Genomic DNA, 19,148 nt, shown 5'->3' with positions numbered 1-19,148 from the left:
AAAATAAAACCCTAGATGTTTTTTAGGGCTTTACTTTATAAATCCTCCACCAATAACTTCATCTCCTATATAAAATACAGCAGCTTGTCCAGGTGCGGGAGCTCTTACTGGGTCATAAAATTCTATAACTATATCACCATCTTTTTCAAGAACTTTTCCTCTATAGACTTCAGACCACTGACTTACTTTTATATCTGAATCAAAAGGAAGAACAATATTCGGATTTATAAAATTCGTATCTTTAAGAACTAGCTTAGTTGTGATTAAGTCTTTTTCAGAACCTAAAATTATCTCGTTCTTCTCTGAATCTATTTTTGTAACTACATAGTTAAATGAAAGATTTTCTCCGAGTTTTCTTTTTTGACCTATTGTATAATATGCTAGACCTTTATGTGTACCTAAAATGTTTCCTTCTTTATCTACAAAATTACCTTCTTTTACAGAAGAACTATTTACTTCTTTTAAATATCTTCCAAGCTTTTTATGCTCTATAAAGCAAATTCCAGTACTATCACTCTTTTTAGAAACTATATTTAGCTTAGTTAGAGCCTTTTTTCTAACTTCCTCTTTAGAGTTAAATTCTCCTATAGGAAATATAAGATATTTAAGATCTTCCTGAGATAATTGAAATAGATTATACGACTGATCTTTTCTGCTACTTATTGCTTTTAATAATTTATAAGTATCAGTTTTTTCATCATATATCTTTCTTGCATAATGACCAGTTGCAAAAAAATCTGAACCTATGCTCTTACAAAAATCCATTAGCTTACCATATTTAAAAAACTTATTACACTTTAAACAAGGATTTGGAGTCTTGCCTTTTTCATAAGTTTCTTTAAAATACTTTATAACAACATCTTCAAATTCATCTCTAAAATCTACTACATGATGTTCTATTCCAAGAGTATCTGCTACAAGTCTTGCAGATTCTATTTCTTTATCTTGATGATCAAAAAGCCTCATAGTTACTCCAACTACTGTGAATCCTTTTTCTTGTAAAATCATAGCTGTAGTTCCACTATCTACTCCTCCACTAAGACCTACTGCTACTTTCTTTTTTTTATTCATATATATCACCTTAATGTAATTTTTTGAAATAAAAATCAATATAAAGTATATTTCAGAAAGTAGAAATTATCAAGATTAAAATTATAAGAATAAAATTGCAAATTTTATATGAAGAATATATAATTTGCTTTAATACATTAAGATCTATAGTTAGTATATAGCTTTACTGTAATGAATAAAAAGGGAGTGTTATTATGGAAAGCTTGAATATAAGGGGAATTAATAGTGTGGATATTGAAAGACTAATAATTTTTTTAAAAGAACTAGAAAATTTACATGGTAATGCATTACCAAATATATTTAAAATATCAGAAGATATAGAACATATAAGAGAATACATATCAAATAGTATAGAAAAACAAAATCCAACTTTTTTTATTGCAGAATTAGAGGAAGAAATCATAGGTGTAATTGAAGTTATTATAACTGAGAATCCTTCAAATCCTATTCTCATAAATAGAGAGTATGCTCTAATAGATAAATTGATAGTAAAAGAAGAATACAGGAAACTTGGAGTTGCTAAAAAGCTAATTGAGACTGTTGAAACTTGGTTAAAAGAAAAAGGAATAAAAGAAATAGAGATATATGTTTGGGAATTTAATAAAGGTGCTTTAGATTTATACGAAAATAAAGGTTTTGAAACGATATGTAGAAGAATGATAAAAAGTATTTGATAAAATATAAATTGCATTATTAAAGCCCTGATATCAGGGCTTCAATATATTTATTCCTATAACTAGCAGTAAACTAGCTATATTGTCTTTGACATTATTTTACAATAAATAATTAATCATTATCAGATTTTAATTTATTATATCCACGTTCACCAAATGGTTGAAGTTTTTCTATCCATTTTTCTTCAAGTTTTTTTAACTCTTCTTTTAGGTTAAAATATCCTTCTTCTTTCTTTTTTAAGACTTCTAACACTTCAAAGACGAAGGCATCTTCCCCAAAGTCATTCCATTCTTTTTGAAGCATTTCATTATCATGGCATCCTGATTTTAATTGAAACTTCTTACCATTCAAATTTTTTAGATTAACATTACTTGCTACAAGAATTTTTTGATTCTTGATACTTTTTATTTGATAAACTCCAGCTTCAACTTTCATTTCTTTATATAATTGTTTTAGTTCTTTTTTTCGATCCATATTTCTCTTTTCCTTTCCATTACTATTTTTTGACCCAATACTTACTTCCATTAGGATTTCTATCTAAAAAGCCATATTCAATTAGATAACGTCTTAAGGTAACATAATCATCATAGACAGTATTTAATATTTCATTAACTTCTTTTTCGCTATAGATTCGTTCACTTTCAAATTTTTTTATGATTTCTCTTAGAACAACTAACTTATGTTTCTCCTTCAAATGGAAGGTGTCTAAGGGACCATCTGTGCCTTTAGGAAAATATTTTTTCAATATCTCTTCATTTTCTTCTTGGGTAATATTATAACGATCATCTATCATAGTTGCTGTTTTATGAAGTTCTAAGAAGGTAGGAGAATGTTTATCTTTTTCTTTTAATAGCTCCATCATTACTAAAAATACTTTTGATTGACGTTCTTTCTCTTTTAATACGAATCTATGATTTCTAATTGTAGAAGCACTACCAATACCCATTTCTTTTTGAACTTCTTTATCATTTTTTCCTTGATAAAAAAGTTTAAGAAGATTATTCTGATGGTCAGTAAGTCCCGTAAGTTTTTTATCAAGTTGTATTAGATATTCAAACACCGATTGATGATCTTCCTCAATATGAATACGTATATATCTTTCAGCTTCATAAAGAATACCTTTATTAGGGTAGATAATCCCTTTTTCAATTTTTTTGCCACATAGTAGGCATATATAACAATCATCTTGTTCAATATATCCACGCTTTAGTTCATCTAATGATGCATTCCAAAATAATTCTGAAACATTTATCATATAAACACATCCTTAACATATCTATAATATAATAAACATTATAACTCAATATCTATAAAATTTCAAGTGCATTATAGAGTTTTTTAATAGACAATTCCTACGTTTTAATATTGTTATAGTGAAGTTTAAAGTCAATAGTTTTATCGTATTATAATTTGCACATAAATAAGAAAATTTATCCTATACCTAATGATCCTAATATTCCACTTCTATTAAGTAGGGGGTAAGAACTTTATAGTTACCTGATTAATTCAAATGAATTGAGTTTCACATACTAGGTAGTGTAAAGAGTTTGATATCTAAAATAATTATTTTAGATATCAAATTACTAAAAGAAAAAATATAAATTTAATAAAATTTGAAAAATGGTTGCATATTTTTAAATAAAGTGTATACTACTATAGTAAGCTTTAATTCAAAAGTAAATTATTATTACACGGATATATTTCAATAATTGCTGAGTTTTTAATTTGATGTAGTTATTTCTGAAATTTTATTGGTGACATTTTTTACAGAGAATTAAAGAAAATAAAATTTCGGAGGTATGAAGATATGAATGGTACAGTAAAATGGTTTAACTCAGACAAAGGATTTGGATTTATCACTTCAGAAGATGGAACAGACGTGTTCGCTCACTTTTCACAAATTAATAGAGATGGATTCAAAACTTTAGAAGAAGGTCAAAGAGTTACTTTTAATTTAGTTGATGGCCCTAAAGGACCTCAAGCTGAAAATATTAATATTATCTAGTAATGAGTACTTAACCTCTTAAAGAATTATTCTTTAAGAGGTTTTTTATTGTCTATTAAATGATCTATCATTTTTTCTTAATTAATAACTATTAGAAAATTATTTTTAAAAGAAACAAAAAATGTATCAAAAGTAGGACTAAATAGCAGTTGATAATTTAGTGCTTATGTTATAAAGTTTATTACGGTAAAGTTTTTAGACCTACTAGTAAATATACATAGAAAAAGATCTTCGATAAATTTAAAGGTTTAAATTCATTGAAAAACTGATAAAGTTATATTGTATATAGGAGGAACGTAAAATGGCAAAAGTAATTAGAGAACTTGAATTTGGTAAAAAGTCAGAGGCTTTAGATTTTTTGAAAAAGGAATTTAGTTTATCATTAAGTGAAGATGATGCTATTATAAATAATAATAATTTTTCTTATCCAAAGAAAGAACTGAATACTGTTCTTGTTGATTTAGCTATAACAGAAAAAGAAAACAAAGCAGTATTAACTATAAGTAAACTAGTATCTCTAAAAGCTTTTCTTTTAGCTAAAGAAGAGGGAATGAATGTAGTAGAGTTAATAGGAAAAATAGATAGAACTATGAAATTATCATCTAATGGAGTTAAAATAACTAAACTAGGGATAGTACATAATAAAGATTTTGAAGATTTTTTACATAGTACTAAAATAATTTTAGAAGAGAGTTCAAATGATAGTATTACTCTATATGACGGCAAGAGACAAGCTATTGTAAAACGTATAGAAATAGATGATACCGCTGGAAATGAACTAATAGAAACTATCTATGATTTTAATGAAATAACTGAAATTAATTAAGAGGCGATAATAGCATCTTACTAAGTAATAGTAATAAACGTAAAATAATGAGAATATAATATATTTTATTGATAATTTGAAAAATACCAAATATTAACATAAACTACAAAATAATTTATAATTCATGCCGGGAAAACGTTGTCATGAATAAAATTAGGTGTTATAATAATAATGAATCAAAGTATTACACTAACGCTTATTAATAGTTTTAATCTCCTTGACAAAACAAGCAAGACTGACAAATGCCAGATATCGAGCAAACAATTTAGAAAAACAATTGGCAATGATTTTGTTAAATTGGTCGAGTTTGGCATAAGTAGGTTGTAATTGAGAGTACATAGTGTATCTCTAGTACATATTTATTTCCTAATCTTAAAGCGTTAGTTGGAAGTATTTTAATATACTTCAGAGTTTCACAAGATTGGGAGTAAAGGACATACTAAGTATTCACAAGAAGGTCTTGGGGTGCCAAATACAATATGAGACTATTGGAGGGATTATCTTGAGCATTAACAAAAGTAAGTCAGTTTTTGATGTAGACGGAAAACCACCTATTAGTAAAGCAACACCATTAGCAATTCAGCACGTATTAGCAATGATAGTTGGAAATATTACTCCCGCTATTATTGTAGCTGGAGTAGTAGGATTAAGCAGTTCAGATAGAACACTTCTTGTACAGTGTGCTATGTTTACTGCAGGTATTGCAACACTAATTCAATTGTATCCACTTTGGAAAATCGGTGCAAGACTTCCTGTTGTTATGGGAGTAAGCTTTGCATATGTACCAACTCTGATTAGTTTAGGAAAAAGTTATGGGATTGCTGGAATTTTTGGTGCTCAGTTGATTGGAGGAATTGTGGCCATTTTAGTGGGTATTTTTATTAAACCACTTAGAAAGTATTTTCCACCTATCGTGGCTGGAACAGTAGTTTTAACTATTGGTCTTTCTTTATACCCTGTAGCTACTAAATATATCGGGGGTGGAGCAGGAGCTAGCGACTTTGGTTCTTATTTGAATATAGGTATTGCTGTTATAACATTAGCAGTAGTACTATTTTGTAATCAATTTACTAAAGGATATTTTAAACTTGCTTCAATTTTGGTAGGTATAGTTGCTGGATATATAGTTGCTTTAATTGCAGGCATTGTAGATTTTTCACCGGTGGCTGAAGCTGGTTGGTTTGCACTTCCAAAACCAATGCATTTTGGAATGGAGTTCTATCCTTCTGCTATAATTTCTATGGTTATCATTTATATAGTAAACTCTGTCCAAGCTGTTGGAGATTTATCTTCAACGACTGTTGGAGGATTAGGTAGGGAAGTTAAAGACGAAGAATTATCTGGTGGTATTATCGGAAATGGATTGACTAGTGTAGTTACATCTTTCTTTGGAGGATTACCTACAGCAACGTTTAGTCAAAATGTAGGTATTGTAGTTATGACTAAAGTTGTAAGTAGATTTGTAATTGCAATTGCAGCAGGATTTATCCTTCTTGCAGGTTTTATACCAAAATTTGGCGCATTAATGACTACAATTCCTCAAAGTGTTCTTGGAGGAGCTACAATTACTGTGTTTGCAATGATTACTATGACAGGAATTAAACTAATAATACAAGATGAACTTTCTAACAGAAATGTCACTATTGTTGGATTAGCAATAGCTTTAGGTATGGGAATTACACAAGTTCCAGAAATACTATCTCAATTCCCACAATGGGTAACAACTGTATTTGGAACATCTGCTGTTGTTATTTCTTCTATTGTAGCTTTTGTTTTAAATATAGTATTGCCTAAAAAGACACTAGCAGATGAAGAAAAAGAACGTAACGAAATAGAAAACTTAGAGAATAAAGTTATAGGAGCTTAACACGAGAATTACTAGAAAATATTTCTTTTAGCATAAGAATAGGATGCATCATTTAAAACTGATGCATCCTTATATTTATTTAAGGAAATTATTTATAAATTTATTAAACTAATACATGATAGATTTAAAAATCTAATACTCTATTAGTTTTTTTACTATTCCAAAGATGTTATCTATATAAGTTATATGTTATAATTTTTTACTAGTTCTAGATTAGGGATTAGATAAAACATTTTTAGTAGGAAGACCTATTAAGTTTGGCAAAAAATCTATTAATATAGTGTAAAATAGATATATTAGTATTTAAGAAATGTGTGATATTTAAAGTAGATATCTTTCTATTATGTTTGTTTAATTAAATAAGGAGATGTGAATTTTGGACTATAAAAAGATTTATAAGTTGGCTTATGACTATATGGATAATTCTATAATCGACGGTGATTGTGGAGAACTATGTAATTATCATTGTTGTAGAGATTTTGATTCAGACGGAGAGAAGCTAGGAATATATTTAATGCCTTATGAATATGAGAGTATGTTAAGAAATAGTAGATTTTTAGAAGGAGTAAAAGTTGAAAAACATAGCTCAAAAGACTACTTTATATCTAAAAAAATAAAGTTTTTACATTATATTTTTTGTGGAGTAGAAAGCAAATGTCTTAGAGAGTATAGGCCTATACAATGTAGAACTTATCCATTTGAACCTCATTTGGAAGATGATACACTTTCTTTAGTGGTAGAGAAAGACCAAGTTCATGATTGCCCATTATTAAGTGATACTAGTAAGTGGAGAGAAGAATTTGTAAGAGGAATTTATATGGGGTGGAAAGAACTTATAACTATACCTAAAGTATATGAATTTGTTGTGTACGAAAGTAGAAGAAGAGTATTAGAACGTAATATAAGTTTAATTTTATCTGACTTTTCTAATGATTTTATCAAGAGATTATAGCTAATGAGTTGCTTATTTTATAAATATTTTCTTATAAGCTATATATAAATTAATAGAATTAAAAAGAGTAGATTACTTACTTTTAAGATGTGATGAATACTTTTAAAATTCATCTTAGCACTTATTATAAGCTAAATCTGGAGGGATAAAAATGGATTCAATGATTTGTCTTAATTCAATTGGAATTATACATACTGATTTTTGTAACTTAGAAAATATGCCTATACAACCAATAGGGGAAAAAGCGTCGCAAGGAAGAATAGAAATATTCGAAGAGTTTGTAGAAGGAATAAAAGATTTAGAAGAATTTTCTCATTTGATACTGATATATAATTTTCATGAGGCTAAAAAAACTAAGCTGACTGTTAAGCCTTTTCTTGACGATGTAGAACGAGGAGTTTTTGCAACAAGATCTCCTTTAAGACCTAACCATATAGGAATTTCTGTAGTAGAGATAGAAAAAATAGAAGATAATAATATATTCATTAAAAATATAGATGTCCTAGATAATACTCCCCTACTTGATATCAAGCCACTTGTTCCGGACTTTGATATTCCTAAAACAAATATTGAAATAGGATGGCTAGATAAAGTATCTAAAAATGCAAAAACTAAATTATCAGATAATAGATTTAAATAACGATTACTCTAAAGAGCTATCAATTGATAGCTCTTTATTATTTAGAAAGTATTAGTTGTTTTATTTAACAATGAATACTTTGCTAATGTATTCACACGAAATCTAACATAAAACAATCAAGAAAAGAGAATTGCAATTGAATAGCCAATTGAAGATTACTAATAACATTGATAACATTAAAAAAATGCAGTAAATAATATTATAAATTCATTCATATTTAGAGGTGAGTACAATGCATGTGAAAGTTAAGAACCTAAATAAAGTTTATACGGTAGGAAATAAAGAATTCTATGCTTTAAAGAACATAAACTTTTCAATAACAAAGGGAGAAATCTGTGTAATCTTAGGGCCATCAGGCTCTGGAAAATCTACATTATTAAATATAATAGGAGGATTAGATAGTATTAATTCTGGAGAAGTGGAAGTTGATGGAATAAATATTTCAAATCTAAGTGATAAGCAACTATGTAGATATAGAAGAGATAACTTGGGATTTGTATTTCAGTTCTATAATTTAATACCAAATCTTACAGTGAAAGAAAATATAGAGGTATGTTCTAATATATCAAAAAATCCATTAGATATAGACTTTATAATTGAAAGTATAGGATTAAAAGATGAAAAGAACAAATTTCCGAAGGAATTGTCAGGCGGACAACAACAAAGAGTAGCTATAGGAAGAGCATTAGTAAAAAATCCAAAACTATTATTATGTGATGAACCAACAGGAGCTTTAGATTTTAAATCATCTATTGAAATATTGGATTTAATGAAAAGAATAAATAAAGATTTTGATACATCAATTATTATGATAACTCATAACGAATCAATTAAAGATATATCTCATAGAGTTTTAAGATTAAGAAGTGGAGAACTAGTATTAAATGAAGTCAATAAAATAATAAAGGAAGCTCAGAACATACAATGGTAGGAGTGAAATGAATTGATAATAAATAAAAAAGTTATAAGAGATTTAAAAGAAAATTTTATAAAAAACCTTATATTTACATTATTGATAATCTTAAGTATATCACTTCTTATAGGATTCAATAGATCTATGAACGGTAGTATAGATAGTATAAATAAATTTTATAAACAATATAACGTCGAAGATGGTCAATTTATTGTGTTGGAAGATATAGATGCTAGTGACATTTTGGATAAATTCAATATAAAGATTGAAAAAATGGAGTATTATGATTATAAATTATCTGATAATGAAACTATAAGGATTTTTAAAGAAAGAAAAAACATAAATAGATATCAAGTAACTGAAGGGAAAAAACTAAGAAACAAAAAAGAAATTTTAATAGACAGTTGGTTTGCGAAGAAACATAACTACAGAGTTAATGATACAATAGAAATAAATAAAAATGGTTATAAGCTAAAAGGATTTGCAATAAGCCCTGATTATGTAAATACATTGAAAACAAAATATGACTTTTTATTTAATCCAAAATATTTTGGGATTGCTTATGTAAGTGAAGATGATTTTGAAAATTTTAATGATACTAAATTTTATTATTCTTTTAAATCTAGTAAAGAAGAGAGAAAAAAGCTAAAAAAATATATAAAAGAAAACTATACATTATTAGATTGGATAAATAAAGAGGACAATTCTAGAATAAATAATGTAATAAATGATTTGAAAGGACCAAAAGAACTATCTAAGATAATATGTACAATGCTTAATATAGTAGTTGCATTTGTAATAGCTTTATCAATTAAGAAAAGAATAAAAGATGAATCTAGTATCATAGGGACACTTTATTCTCTAGGATATAATAAAAAAGAACTATTAATTCACTATATAAAAATACCAATTTTATTATCGGTAATAGGAAGTTTAATAGGATATGTGATAGGAATAATTATTTCGAAACCACTCATTATGACACAATCAAATCAATATAATTTTCCTATTATTACTTTAAGTAATTTTAATAACTTATTGTTAAAAGGACTAATAATTCCAATAGTTATTATTTTAGTAGTTAATATTCATATTATAAGAAAAGACTTATCTAAGAAACCATTAAATTTGTTATATAGCTTAGAATCAAATAAGATTAATAAGTTAGAGGAGATATTTAGGTTTGAAAATGTGGAGTTTAATAAGAGATTTAGAATTAAAGGAATGCTTAGAGATATAGAAAGTATAATAGTGCTGACTTTAGGAATATTTTTGTCATCATTAATAATCCTTATATCATTTGGATTAAAGGATTCAATAAATAAATATGTAAAAAATATTAAAGAAGATATAAATTATAAATATTTATATTTTATAACAACGGAAACAATTGATGATAGAAAAGAAGGAGAAAAAACTCTAATAAAAGAACTTAAACTTAAAAATAGTAAAGTTACAATTCAAGGAATCGAAGAAGATTCTAGATATTTAGATTTGAAAGATACCAAAGGGAAATCTATAAATTATAATAAAGTTATGATTGCCGATACAGTTGCTAAAAAATTAAACATACATAAAGGAGATAAGATAACTTTATATGATGAAATAGAAGATAAATACTATTTTATAAAGGCAGAAAAAATAGTTAAATATACAAATGGACAGTTTATTTTTATGCCTATAAATAAGTTGAATAAATTATTAAATAAAGAAAATTCTTTTAATGGATTAATGAGTAATGAAAAATTAAACTTAGATGAAAAAATGGTATTTACTGATATTGAAAAAAAGATGATAGTAACTTCTACAGAAGAGTTAATGAAAATGTTTAAAATAATAATATATATTCTAATTATTGTTTCAATTGTTATAACTATAGGAATAATTTATTTAATTATGAGTATGGTTATAGAAAAAAATAAAATAGGTATATCACTTTTTAAAATATTAGGATACAACAATAATGAAATAAGTAGATTATTTATAGAGGGAAATATAGTATTCGTTATAGTATCATTTTTAATGGCTATTCCTATATGTAAAGTTTTAATAAATATATTTTGCAAAAAGATATTAGAAGGCCTTTCCATATTCATTGAAGCACATATTTATAAATCTAATATATTAATCGCTTTTACTTTTATATTTATAAGCTATATTATAAGTAACTTTATAGTAAAAAAAGAGATATTAAATATACATGCTACAGAAGTATTAAAGAATAGGGAATAGATAGGGAGGGTATATATGAAGTCTTTTACAGTACAAGAAAGAAGAAGAATTAGAAGAGAGCTTATTAGTAAAGGAAGAGAACTTTTTAAAAAATATGGATTAAAAAAGACTTCTATTAATATGCTTACGAAATCTGTTGGAATATCAACAGGAGCTTTTTATAAATTCTTTAATCATAAAGAAGAATTGCTATTAAACATTTTTGATGAGGAAGAAAAAAAGTTTAGAAAAAAGATATTGCTAGAAGCTAAAAAGATTAATGATAGAGATATTAAAAAGTTTAAGGAATTTTTTAAAATAGCATTTCAAATAGCAATAAATTCATTAATGTTTAATAATGTTAAAAGTAAAGACTTAGAACTGGCAGCTAAAGTCATAGAAAAAGAAAGCTTAGATAATTTATATAAACAAGACTATGATTTTGCACAAGAAATTATAGAAGTGTGGAAACAAAAAGATCTCATAATAAAAGTTGACAGTACCATTATGTTTGCAATGATTAGAGCGATAGTTTGTGCTATTTTAAGTGAAGAAAATTTTTCTGATGATAAAGAAGAAGAAGTAATTGACATGATTTGTGAAATGTTATCAAAGTATTTAGTTAAAACTTAACCTATTATATTACTTAGATATTTAACAGTATTAAAAATACTATCAATATTATTAAAGCTCAATAATATTGATAGTATTTTTTGATTATGAAAATAGAATAGTATATATTGCTATATATGTAATTTAAGTGATTTATTTTTATGCTATTATGTAAAATTAAAGTTACTAAGATTTAAATTTCAATGTAGAGTCTTTTAAATCTTTTGCTATACTTGATAGCTTTTCACAAGACATTTGCATTCCTTCTATAGATGCTAATTGTTCTTCTGTAGATGCAGATACTTCCTCAGTACTAGCTGCATTTTGTTGTGCAATCGATGAGAGGCTTTCTATTGCCCCTAATATTTCATCTCTTTTTTCTGTCATTTCTATACTTGATTTATTTAAATTGTTGAATTCTGAAACAAATATATTAATAATTTCTGAGATTTCATTATACTTTTTCTCAGTAGTTATAACATATTCAGTTTCTTCTTTAACTAATTCTAATGCTCTTTGTATATTTTCTACTGAATTAGCTGAATTAGATTGTAACTCACTTACTGCAACATCTATTATCTTAGTTGAATTAGTTGATTGTTCTGCTAGTTTTCTTATTTCATCAGCTACTACTGCAAATCCTTTCCCATGTTCACCAGCCCTTGCAGCTTCTATGGCAGCATTTAATGCTAATAAGTTAGTTTGTTCTGCAATTGAAGCGATAACTTCACTGGCTTTACTAATATTTTCTGAGCTTTTGTTAGTTTCTTGTATTCCGTTATATACCTCATTTATTGCAATTTCACTTTCTTCTGTTTTATCTGTAAGTTTCTTTACTACATCTAATCCTTCTTTTACAGAATTGACTACGATATCAGTATTTTCGTTTAGCATATTCATATTATCTTGGTTTAACTTTATAAGATTACCAAGCTCACTTGCTTTTTCTGCTCCAACTTCTGTATCTTTAGCTTGCTCTGTAGCTCCGCCAGCTATTTCTTCTATAGTTCTAGCAACTTCCTCTGATGCAATTCTTACTTCATTTGAGGTAGTAGCTAATTCTTCAGAAGAATTGGCAACATAATTTGCTGAATCTTGTATATCGCTTACGAATGATTTTAAGTTATTTACCATCGTACTAAAAGATAAAGCAAGATTTCCAAGTTCATCTTTCCTAGATATTAAAGTGTCAGACATTTCAATTGTAAAATCTCCAGCAGCCATTTTATCATAATATTGAGCTAATTTTTTTATAGGACCTACAATTCTACTCACTACGGACACTGCTATAAAACATGTTATTAATGCAAATATATTTATTAATATAAACATCGTAGTTTTTAGGCTATCAACAGAAGATAATAATTCATCTTCAGGTACAGTTATAGCTAAAGACCAATTTGTATTATCTATAGGTGCAAATGCCATTATTTTTTTAACTCCATCTAAAGTATATTCATCAATTCCTTTTTCTTTGTTCTTAATTTTTTTTGCTATATTAGAAAGTCCACTTGAATTATCATTTGATTTAAAAAGATTAAAACCTTGTTTTAATAACTTTTGATCTGTATGTGCAATAAGTGTACCATCATTATTAATTACGGAAGCATAGCCACTTTTACCAATTTTAATATCTTTTATTAAATTAGTTAGTCCAACTGAATCCCTTGTAGCTTGTAAAACTCCAATAACTTGATTATTATAGTTTATTGGAACTGAATATGTAATAACAGTTTTGTTAACAGCAGTACTATTAAATGGTTCTGACATTACGGATTCACCGTTCATTGCTCGATTAAAGTATTCTTTATTCTTTATTAAGACAGTTGAACCTTTATTATCTGTCATATTTCCATTAGGGTCAATTATACTTAAAAATAGATGGCCTCCATCTTTGCACTCTTTTGTTAATACATCTAACTTTTCTTTTAATGGAATATTAGGATTTTTTATTTGTTCGTAGTTTGATACTTTTTCTAAGTTATTTAAAATTGAACTAATACGTTCTTCAACTAGCTTTTTTGTTTGAATAGATAGTGCATTCAAATTCTCATCGGTGTTTTTTATGATTGCACCAGAGGATTTATTTATTGATAAAAAACCTAATATAATATAGCTTACTAGTGCGGTACATAGAAAATATGCAATAACTTTAGTCTTTATACTGTTCACTTTGTTCCCTCCAATGACTATAAATTTGTTAATAAATTTTTATAAAAGATTATATTACTTCTTTCTTCATGATGATTTCCCCCCATATTTATTTTTTATCATATAGATATTTATCGGCAAAAATAACTATATAATTACATTATTGCATATTTCTACATAGTTATCAAAACAAATATAGATGAATAAAGTCCTAATTTTAAGGCTTTTGTTGAAAGATATAGTCTAAAAAATATTGGTAAATAATTCTAAGTTATATAACAAAAAATACTATCCAATATTGGATAGTATTTTACTCATAATTTAGTCTAAAACCAACCTGCTTTTTCTATACAGTTGGCAACTATTTGATTACTTCTTCCATCTCCTCTAACTACGTTAACTGCAACACTTTCACCTACAGCTTTTGAAATTTCACCTACATTTTCATTTGAAAATCCTGCACATAATATAATACAATTAACATCTTCGTTTTTGACTAACTCTAAGCTTTCTTCTAAAGCCTGGTTTTGATCTTTTACTAAAACAGCAATAAGTTTATATGTTTCAGTTTCAATTACAGTTCTATGGGTCGATCTGTCAGCATCTGGAACCTGTATAATGTAAGCTTCTTTAAATATCATATTATCACCTTTTTATCTGTAAATTTTAAAACTTCTATTAATTCTAGATTTTATCATAATATGGTATATATATCAATTTAGTAAAATTCATTCTGATATAACTTAAAACTAATATTAAAGTTGTTATATATAAAAAATCCAAAACAAGAAGGTACTATACTCAAATTTGTATAATTAGTAAATTAGCGTTAAAATTATATATGAAAAGTAAAATCAAAAACTTTTAATGACTTGTTTGAATTGCCATTATAAAAGTCAAAGTTATAGTTTAAACTTATTTTAATATTAAAAAGAGGTGTTTAGATGTTTAATTTTAATTTGGCAAGTCACTTAAATCCATTTATTAGTCTTGGAATCGCACTTATAATAGGGGTGTTATTTGCTCAGTTTATGAATAAACTAAAAGTACCAGCAGTAGCAGGATATATTATAGGTGGATTAATAATAGGAGTATCAACCTTTAAATTAATAGATCAAGCATTGCTGGAAAAGTTATCATTTATAAGTGATTTTGCTCTTGGAATAATAGCTTTTAATATAGGAAGTGAACTTAAGTTTTCAGAAATAAAAAAATTGGGTAAATCTATTTTTATAATAGCTTTATGTGAAGCTTTAGGAGCATTTATACTAGTAACTACTGTAACGTTTGTAGTAACAAAAGACTTAGCAATGTCACTTATTTTAGGAGCTGTATCTTCAGCAACTGCTCCAGCGGCTACAGTTATGGTATTAAAAGAATATAGAGCAAAAGGAAGTTTAACAAGTACGTTACTTGGAGTAGTTGCAGTAGATGATGCAATATGTCTAATGATATATTCAATATCTGCATCTATAGCAAAGGTATTTATAAAGCATGAAAAAGTTACTTTATATAAGATACTAATTAATCCTTTAGGGGAAATAATATTTTCTATAATTATGGGTATGATTTTAGGAATAGTTCTTTCATATTTTCTAAAGAAAGCTAAAAAAGAAACAGATATGTTGGCATTTTCTATAGCTTCTATTCTATTAATAGTAGGATTATCAACAAAATTTCAATTATCTCCTTTATTAAGTGCTATGTCTATGGGTATTTCAGTTGCTAATATTTCTACAAGATCAGATAAGGTATTTAGAACTTTAGAAAGTTTCTCACCACCAATAATAAATGTTTTCTTCATCTTAGCAGGAGCAAGACTACAAATAGGATTACTTCCTAAGATAGGACTAATAGGTATACTTTACTTAGTGTTTAGGATTATTGGTAAAATAATAGGAGCATCTTTAGGAGCAAAAATTTCAAATGCACCTGAAGTTGTAAAAAAATATATAGGATTTGGACTACTATCTCAAGTAGGAGTTGCAGTTGGACTTGCGATTATAGTAAGCAATGAATTTGCAGGAACATCTTTAGGAAGCATCGTTATAACTATTCTTCTTGCAACTACAATTATTACAGAGATTTTAGGACCAATAGCTACAAAGAATGCTATTATAAAGTCTGGAGAAGCAAATATATAAAAATAATGTTTTAAATATATTTTAGAAAAAGGTGATGACATATGTATGCGTTGTTTTTAATTTTAAATGATACTACTAAACTTGATTTAATACTTGAAAAACTTTTTGAAATAGGAGTAGGAGCTACAGTTGCTGATACTGTAGGAATGGGAAAAATGCTTTCAGAAAGTAATAGAGACTTACCTATATTTTCTAGCATAAGAAAAATAATAGATGGAGATAGACCTTTTAATAAAACTATTATAAGTGTTATAAAGCAAGAGGAAAAACTAAAAAAAGCTAAAGATATAATAAAAGAGGAACTAGACTATATGAAAAATCCTAATACAGGATTTATGTTTGTGGTTCCTGTTATTGAATGTTATGGATTTGGACTTAAAAGTGATGAAACAAAAGAAGATGAAAAAGAATAGAATATGACTTATAACTAATAAGACTAGACTTACTTTGGAAAAAAGAAGTCTGGTCTTATTAATTATATAAATATGAACTTACAGTTTATCAATCTTTACTGCCATTATAAAATCATTTTCACTCAATCCCTTTATCTTATGAGTAGTTAGATAAACTACAACTTTTCCCCAAGAAAGTCTAATGTCAGGATGATGACCTTCATTTTCTGCAAGATCTCCAATCTTGTTTGTAAAAGTTAAAGCTTCTTTGAAGTCTTTGAAATTAAAAATTCTTTTTATTTTTACATCGTCTATAACTTCCCAATCTTTGTTAAGTAGCTCCATGAAAGATACTATCTCATCGTGTTTTAATGAATCAGTTCCTAGTGAGCATGGCTCACATTTTTTGTTTTCGAGATCATTTTTCATTTGAGTTCCCCCTTTAATAATTTGAACTATAATAGATTATTACCCTATTAGATTATTTAATATCTTTTTTATAAAAACAAGTAAATATAAAATAAAAAAATTATTAGGTGGAAATGTTGATACAGTAGATGGAGATGCTAATAATTTTTTATTTATTAAAGTTATTTTACATATGGTTAATTTATTTAACATAGTATAAATATTAGGTTAACATTTAAATGTTAATATTTGGTTATAAAAGAAAGGGGGAAGAAAATGATTAAAAAATCAAAAATGTTATTAAGAATTATAGCAAAGGCAACTTTATGTACTATTATGACAACTTTTATTCCAATTCAAGGGTTAGCAAATGCAGAATTAGATACGAATTCAAGTAAAATTAAATTTTCAGTAATAAGTGATGTTCATTTAAAAAAGGATTATTCTGTTGAGGACGAAAAGTTTAAAAAAGCATTAAACAAAATAAATGAAATATCACCAAATCTAGATGCCTTAGTTATCGCTGGAGATTTAACTGACTATGGACTATCAGAAGAATATGATCGCTTTAATAGTATTTATAATCAATACTCAAATAAGAATGCAGAAAAACTTTTTGTTATGGGAAATCATGATTATTGGAATGGACTGTCAGAGATCAATGCTCAAAAAAGATTTGAAGAAAAAACAGGAGAGAAAATAAATTCGCATAAAGTTATTAAGGGATATCACTTTATCCAAGTAAGTACAGAAGGATCGGCTACCCATGGTGTTTTTGGTTCAAACCTGTTGAAATGGTTAAAGGAACAATTAGAAATTGCCAAAAAAGATGATCCAAATAAACCAATTTTCTTAACAGTACATCAACATATAAAAGACACAGTTTATGGCAGTGATGCTTGGGGAAATTCAGCACTATACAGTGTTTTAAAAGACTATCCTCAGGTTATTACTTTTTCTGGACATTCTCATTATCCTTTAAATGACGAACGATCAATTCATCAGAAAGATTTTACATCTATAGGAACAGCTTCGTTAAGTTATATAGAACTTGAAGGAGGGAAAATACAAGGAAGTGTTCCAAATGGTGCTAGAAACTTCAGTCAAGGGCTCATGGTGGAAGTTGATGGAGATAATAATGTAATAGTAGAACGTATAGACTTTCACAATGACAAACATATAAAAGATAAATGGATAATAAAGTCACCTTTTGATAAAAGTAAATTTGAATATACTGATGCACGTAAAAACTTGAGAAGTAAGCCTTATTTTGATAGTAACGCAAAAGTACAAGTATCAGATATTCAACCAGATTCTATAAAGATAACTTTTGATCAAGCAAAACATGAGGATTTAGTTCACTCTTATAAAGTACAAGCCATAAATAAGATAACAGGAAAAATTGATAAGGAATTTTTAGCTTTTTCAGAGTTTTATTTTGATCCTGTACTAGAAAAACTATCGTTTAATATATCTAGTTTAAAAGCAGATACAGATTACGATATTGTTATAACTGCTATAGAATCATTTGGAAAGGAAAGCGAGATACCGTTAAAAGCTACATTCAAAACAAGTAGAGATATAATTGACGACAATGTAGAAAAACCTAAAGCTGATGTATTTGATTTTGATTTTTTAGATGGCAAAGTGACAGATGCTTCTCCATCAAATATTAAAGCTGAGACTATGGGAAATGTAAAGGTTGAATATGATGAAGAATTGAAGAAACAAGTTGCTAAATTTAATGGTGAAAATAACAATATAATTAAAGTACCTTTTCCTAAAGAATTAAGAGATAAAATATCAAAGCAATTTAGTCTAGAAACTGTATTTAAAATGAACAAGATAAAGAATCAAGGAATATTAATGAATACTGAAAGTGGGGGAATAGGATTTGAATCCACTAGTTCTGGATTAGTAGAGATATGGGCACATATAGGTGGAAGTTATAAAAGAGTAGGGGTCAAACTAGAAGCAAATAAATACTATCATATAGTTGCTACATATGATGGAAAAGAAGTCAGTATATATTTAGATGGTAAAAAGATTAACTCATCTTTTACAACTGGAAATGTAAGTAGTCCTAATATTCATTTTGCTATTGGTGGAGATCCCAATCCGACAGGAGGGGGAATAGTTCTAGATGGAAATGTATCAATAGCTAGACTATATAGTAAAGGACTATCTATCCATGAGGTAAGTGAACTACTCCCACTTATAGAAATGGAAGCTTCTAAAAGGTTTGGTGTTTAAGTTTCCTCCTAAGATTTTAGGATACCCT

At 27.1% G+C, this 19,148-nt stretch carries 18 protein-coding genes; 12 read left to right on the top strand and 6 right to left on the bottom strand.

The window, feature by feature from the left end:
* Nucleotides 1-30: 30 nt before the first annotated feature.
* Nucleotides 31-1,071, bottom strand: a complete 1,041-nt coding sequence (gene mnmA, locus CLPU_RS04975; RefSeq protein ID WP_050354551.1) for a tRNA 2-thiouridine(34) synthase MnmA — start codon at nt 1,069-1,071, stop codon at nt 31-33.
* 194 nt (nt 1,072-1,265) lie between these two features.
* On the opposite strand from mnmA, the gene CLPU_RS04970 reads away from it, so the two are divergent.
* On the top strand, nt 1,266-1,745 hold the full coding sequence (locus CLPU_RS04970; RefSeq protein ID WP_200898492.1) for a GNAT family N-acetyltransferase: 480 nt from the start codon (nt 1,266-1,268) through the stop codon (nt 1,743-1,745).
* Between the two features lie 112 nt (nt 1,746-1,857).
* Here CLPU_RS04970 and CLPU_RS04965 read toward each other — a convergent pair whose 3' ends face one another.
* Complete coding sequence (locus CLPU_RS04965) at nt 1,858-2,220, bottom strand: GIY-YIG nuclease family protein (protein ID WP_050354791.1); 363 nt, start codon at nt 2,218-2,220, stop codon at nt 1,858-1,860.
* A gap of 22 nt (nt 2,221-2,242) precedes the next feature.
* Nucleotides 2,243-3,001 (bottom strand): DUF2087 domain-containing protein, encoded by a 759-nt coding sequence (locus CLPU_RS04960; protein ID WP_200898490.1) that lies wholly within the window; start codon nt 2,999-3,001, stop codon nt 2,243-2,245.
* A gap of 552 nt (nt 3,002-3,553) precedes the next feature.
* Between CLPU_RS04960 and CLPU_RS04955 the strand changes: the two genes are divergently transcribed.
* From CLPU_RS04955 to CLPU_RS04920, 8 genes are all read left to right on the top strand, one after another.
* Nucleotides 3,554-3,751: a cold-shock protein gene (locus tag CLPU_RS04955; RefSeq protein WP_050354550.1), complete on the top strand. Its 198-nt coding sequence runs from the start codon at nt 3,554-3,556 to the stop codon at nt 3,749-3,751.
* Nucleotides 3,752-4,052: 301 nt separating this feature from the next.
* Entirely contained in the window at nt 4,053-4,577 is a 525-nt protein-coding gene (locus CLPU_RS04950; protein WP_050354549.1) for a hypothetical protein, read from the top strand.
* Between the two features lie 502 nt (nt 4,578-5,079).
* The gene (locus CLPU_RS04945; RefSeq protein WP_050354548.1) at nt 5,080-6,444 is read left to right on the top strand and encodes a uracil-xanthine permease family protein; all 1,365 of its coding nucleotides are present in this window, start codon (nt 5,080-5,082) and stop codon (nt 6,442-6,444) included.
* Between the two features lie 376 nt (nt 6,445-6,820).
* Nucleotides 6,821-7,396 (top strand): hypothetical protein, encoded by a 576-nt coding sequence (locus CLPU_RS04940; RefSeq protein ID WP_050354547.1) that lies wholly within the window; start codon nt 6,821-6,823, stop codon nt 7,394-7,396.
* A gap of 151 nt (nt 7,397-7,547) precedes the next feature.
* Nucleotides 7,548-8,036, top strand: coding sequence for a tRNA (N6-threonylcarbamoyladenosine(37)-N6)-methyltransferase TrmO (tsaA, locus tag CLPU_RS04935; RefSeq protein WP_082154082.1), 489 nt, complete (start codon nt 7,548-7,550; stop codon nt 8,034-8,036).
* Nucleotides 8,037-8,268: 232 nt separating this feature from the next.
* Entirely contained in the window at nt 8,269-8,967 is a 699-nt protein-coding gene (locus CLPU_RS04930; protein WP_050354546.1) for an ABC transporter ATP-binding protein, read from the top strand.
* A gap of 12 nt (nt 8,968-8,979) precedes the next feature.
* Entirely contained in the window at nt 8,980-11,181 is a 2,202-nt protein-coding gene (locus CLPU_RS04925) for an FtsX-like permease family protein (protein WP_050354545.1), read from the top strand.
* 15 nt (nt 11,182-11,196) lie between these two features.
* Nucleotides 11,197-11,793 carry a TetR/AcrR family transcriptional regulator gene (locus CLPU_RS04920; RefSeq protein WP_050354544.1) on the top strand — a complete coding sequence of 199 codons (597 nt, stop codon included), beginning with the start codon at nt 11,197-11,199 and terminating at the stop codon, nt 11,791-11,793.
* A gap of 165 nt (nt 11,794-11,958) precedes the next feature.
* Here the strand turns inward: CLPU_RS04920 and CLPU_RS04915 are convergent, their stop codons facing one another.
* Complete coding sequence (locus CLPU_RS04915; protein ID WP_050354543.1) at nt 11,959-13,944, bottom strand: methyl-accepting chemotaxis protein; 1,986 nt, start codon at nt 13,942-13,944, stop codon at nt 11,959-11,961.
* A 305-nt stretch (nt 13,945-14,249) separates the two neighbouring features.
* Nucleotides 14,250-14,564, bottom strand: coding sequence for a DUF6506 family protein (locus tag CLPU_RS04910; RefSeq protein ID WP_050354542.1), 315 nt, complete (start codon nt 14,562-14,564; stop codon nt 14,250-14,252).
* A 303-nt stretch (nt 14,565-14,867) separates the two neighbouring features.
* Here CLPU_RS04910 and CLPU_RS04905 point away from each other — a divergent pair, with 303 nt between their 5' ends.
* Nucleotides 14,868-16,067 carry a cation:proton antiporter gene (locus CLPU_RS04905; protein ID WP_050354541.1) on the top strand — a complete coding sequence of 400 codons (1,200 nt, stop codon included), beginning with the start codon at nt 14,868-14,870 and terminating at the stop codon, nt 16,065-16,067.
* A gap of 41 nt (nt 16,068-16,108) precedes the next feature.
* Nucleotides 16,109-16,480 carry a hypothetical protein gene (locus CLPU_RS04900; RefSeq protein ID WP_050354540.1) on the top strand — a complete coding sequence of 124 codons (372 nt, stop codon included), beginning with the start codon at nt 16,109-16,111 and terminating at the stop codon, nt 16,478-16,480.
* Between the two features lie 78 nt (nt 16,481-16,558).
* On the opposite strand, the gene CLPU_RS04895 is transcribed toward CLPU_RS04900, so the two are convergent.
* A complete protein-coding gene (locus CLPU_RS04895) occupies nt 16,559-16,888 on the bottom strand; it encodes a 4a-hydroxytetrahydrobiopterin dehydratase (RefSeq protein ID WP_050354539.1) in 330 nt (109 codons plus the stop codon).
* A gap of 255 nt (nt 16,889-17,143) precedes the next feature.
* On the opposite strand from CLPU_RS04895, the gene CLPU_RS04890 reads away from it, so the two are divergent.
* Entirely contained in the window at nt 17,144-19,120 is a 1,977-nt protein-coding gene (locus CLPU_RS04890; RefSeq protein ID WP_050354538.1) for a metallophosphoesterase, read from the top strand.
* The last annotated feature ends 28 nt before the right edge of the window (nt 19,121-19,148 follow it).

The organism is Gottschalkia purinilytica (genome assembly GCF_001190785.1).
In the GTDB taxonomy this organism is placed as follows: domain Bacteria; phylum Bacillota; class Clostridia; order Tissierellales; family Gottschalkiaceae; genus Gottschalkia_A; species Gottschalkia_A purinilytica.
Note: the sequence above shows the minus strand (reverse complement) of the source record. Positions and strands in the feature narration are given on the sequence as shown.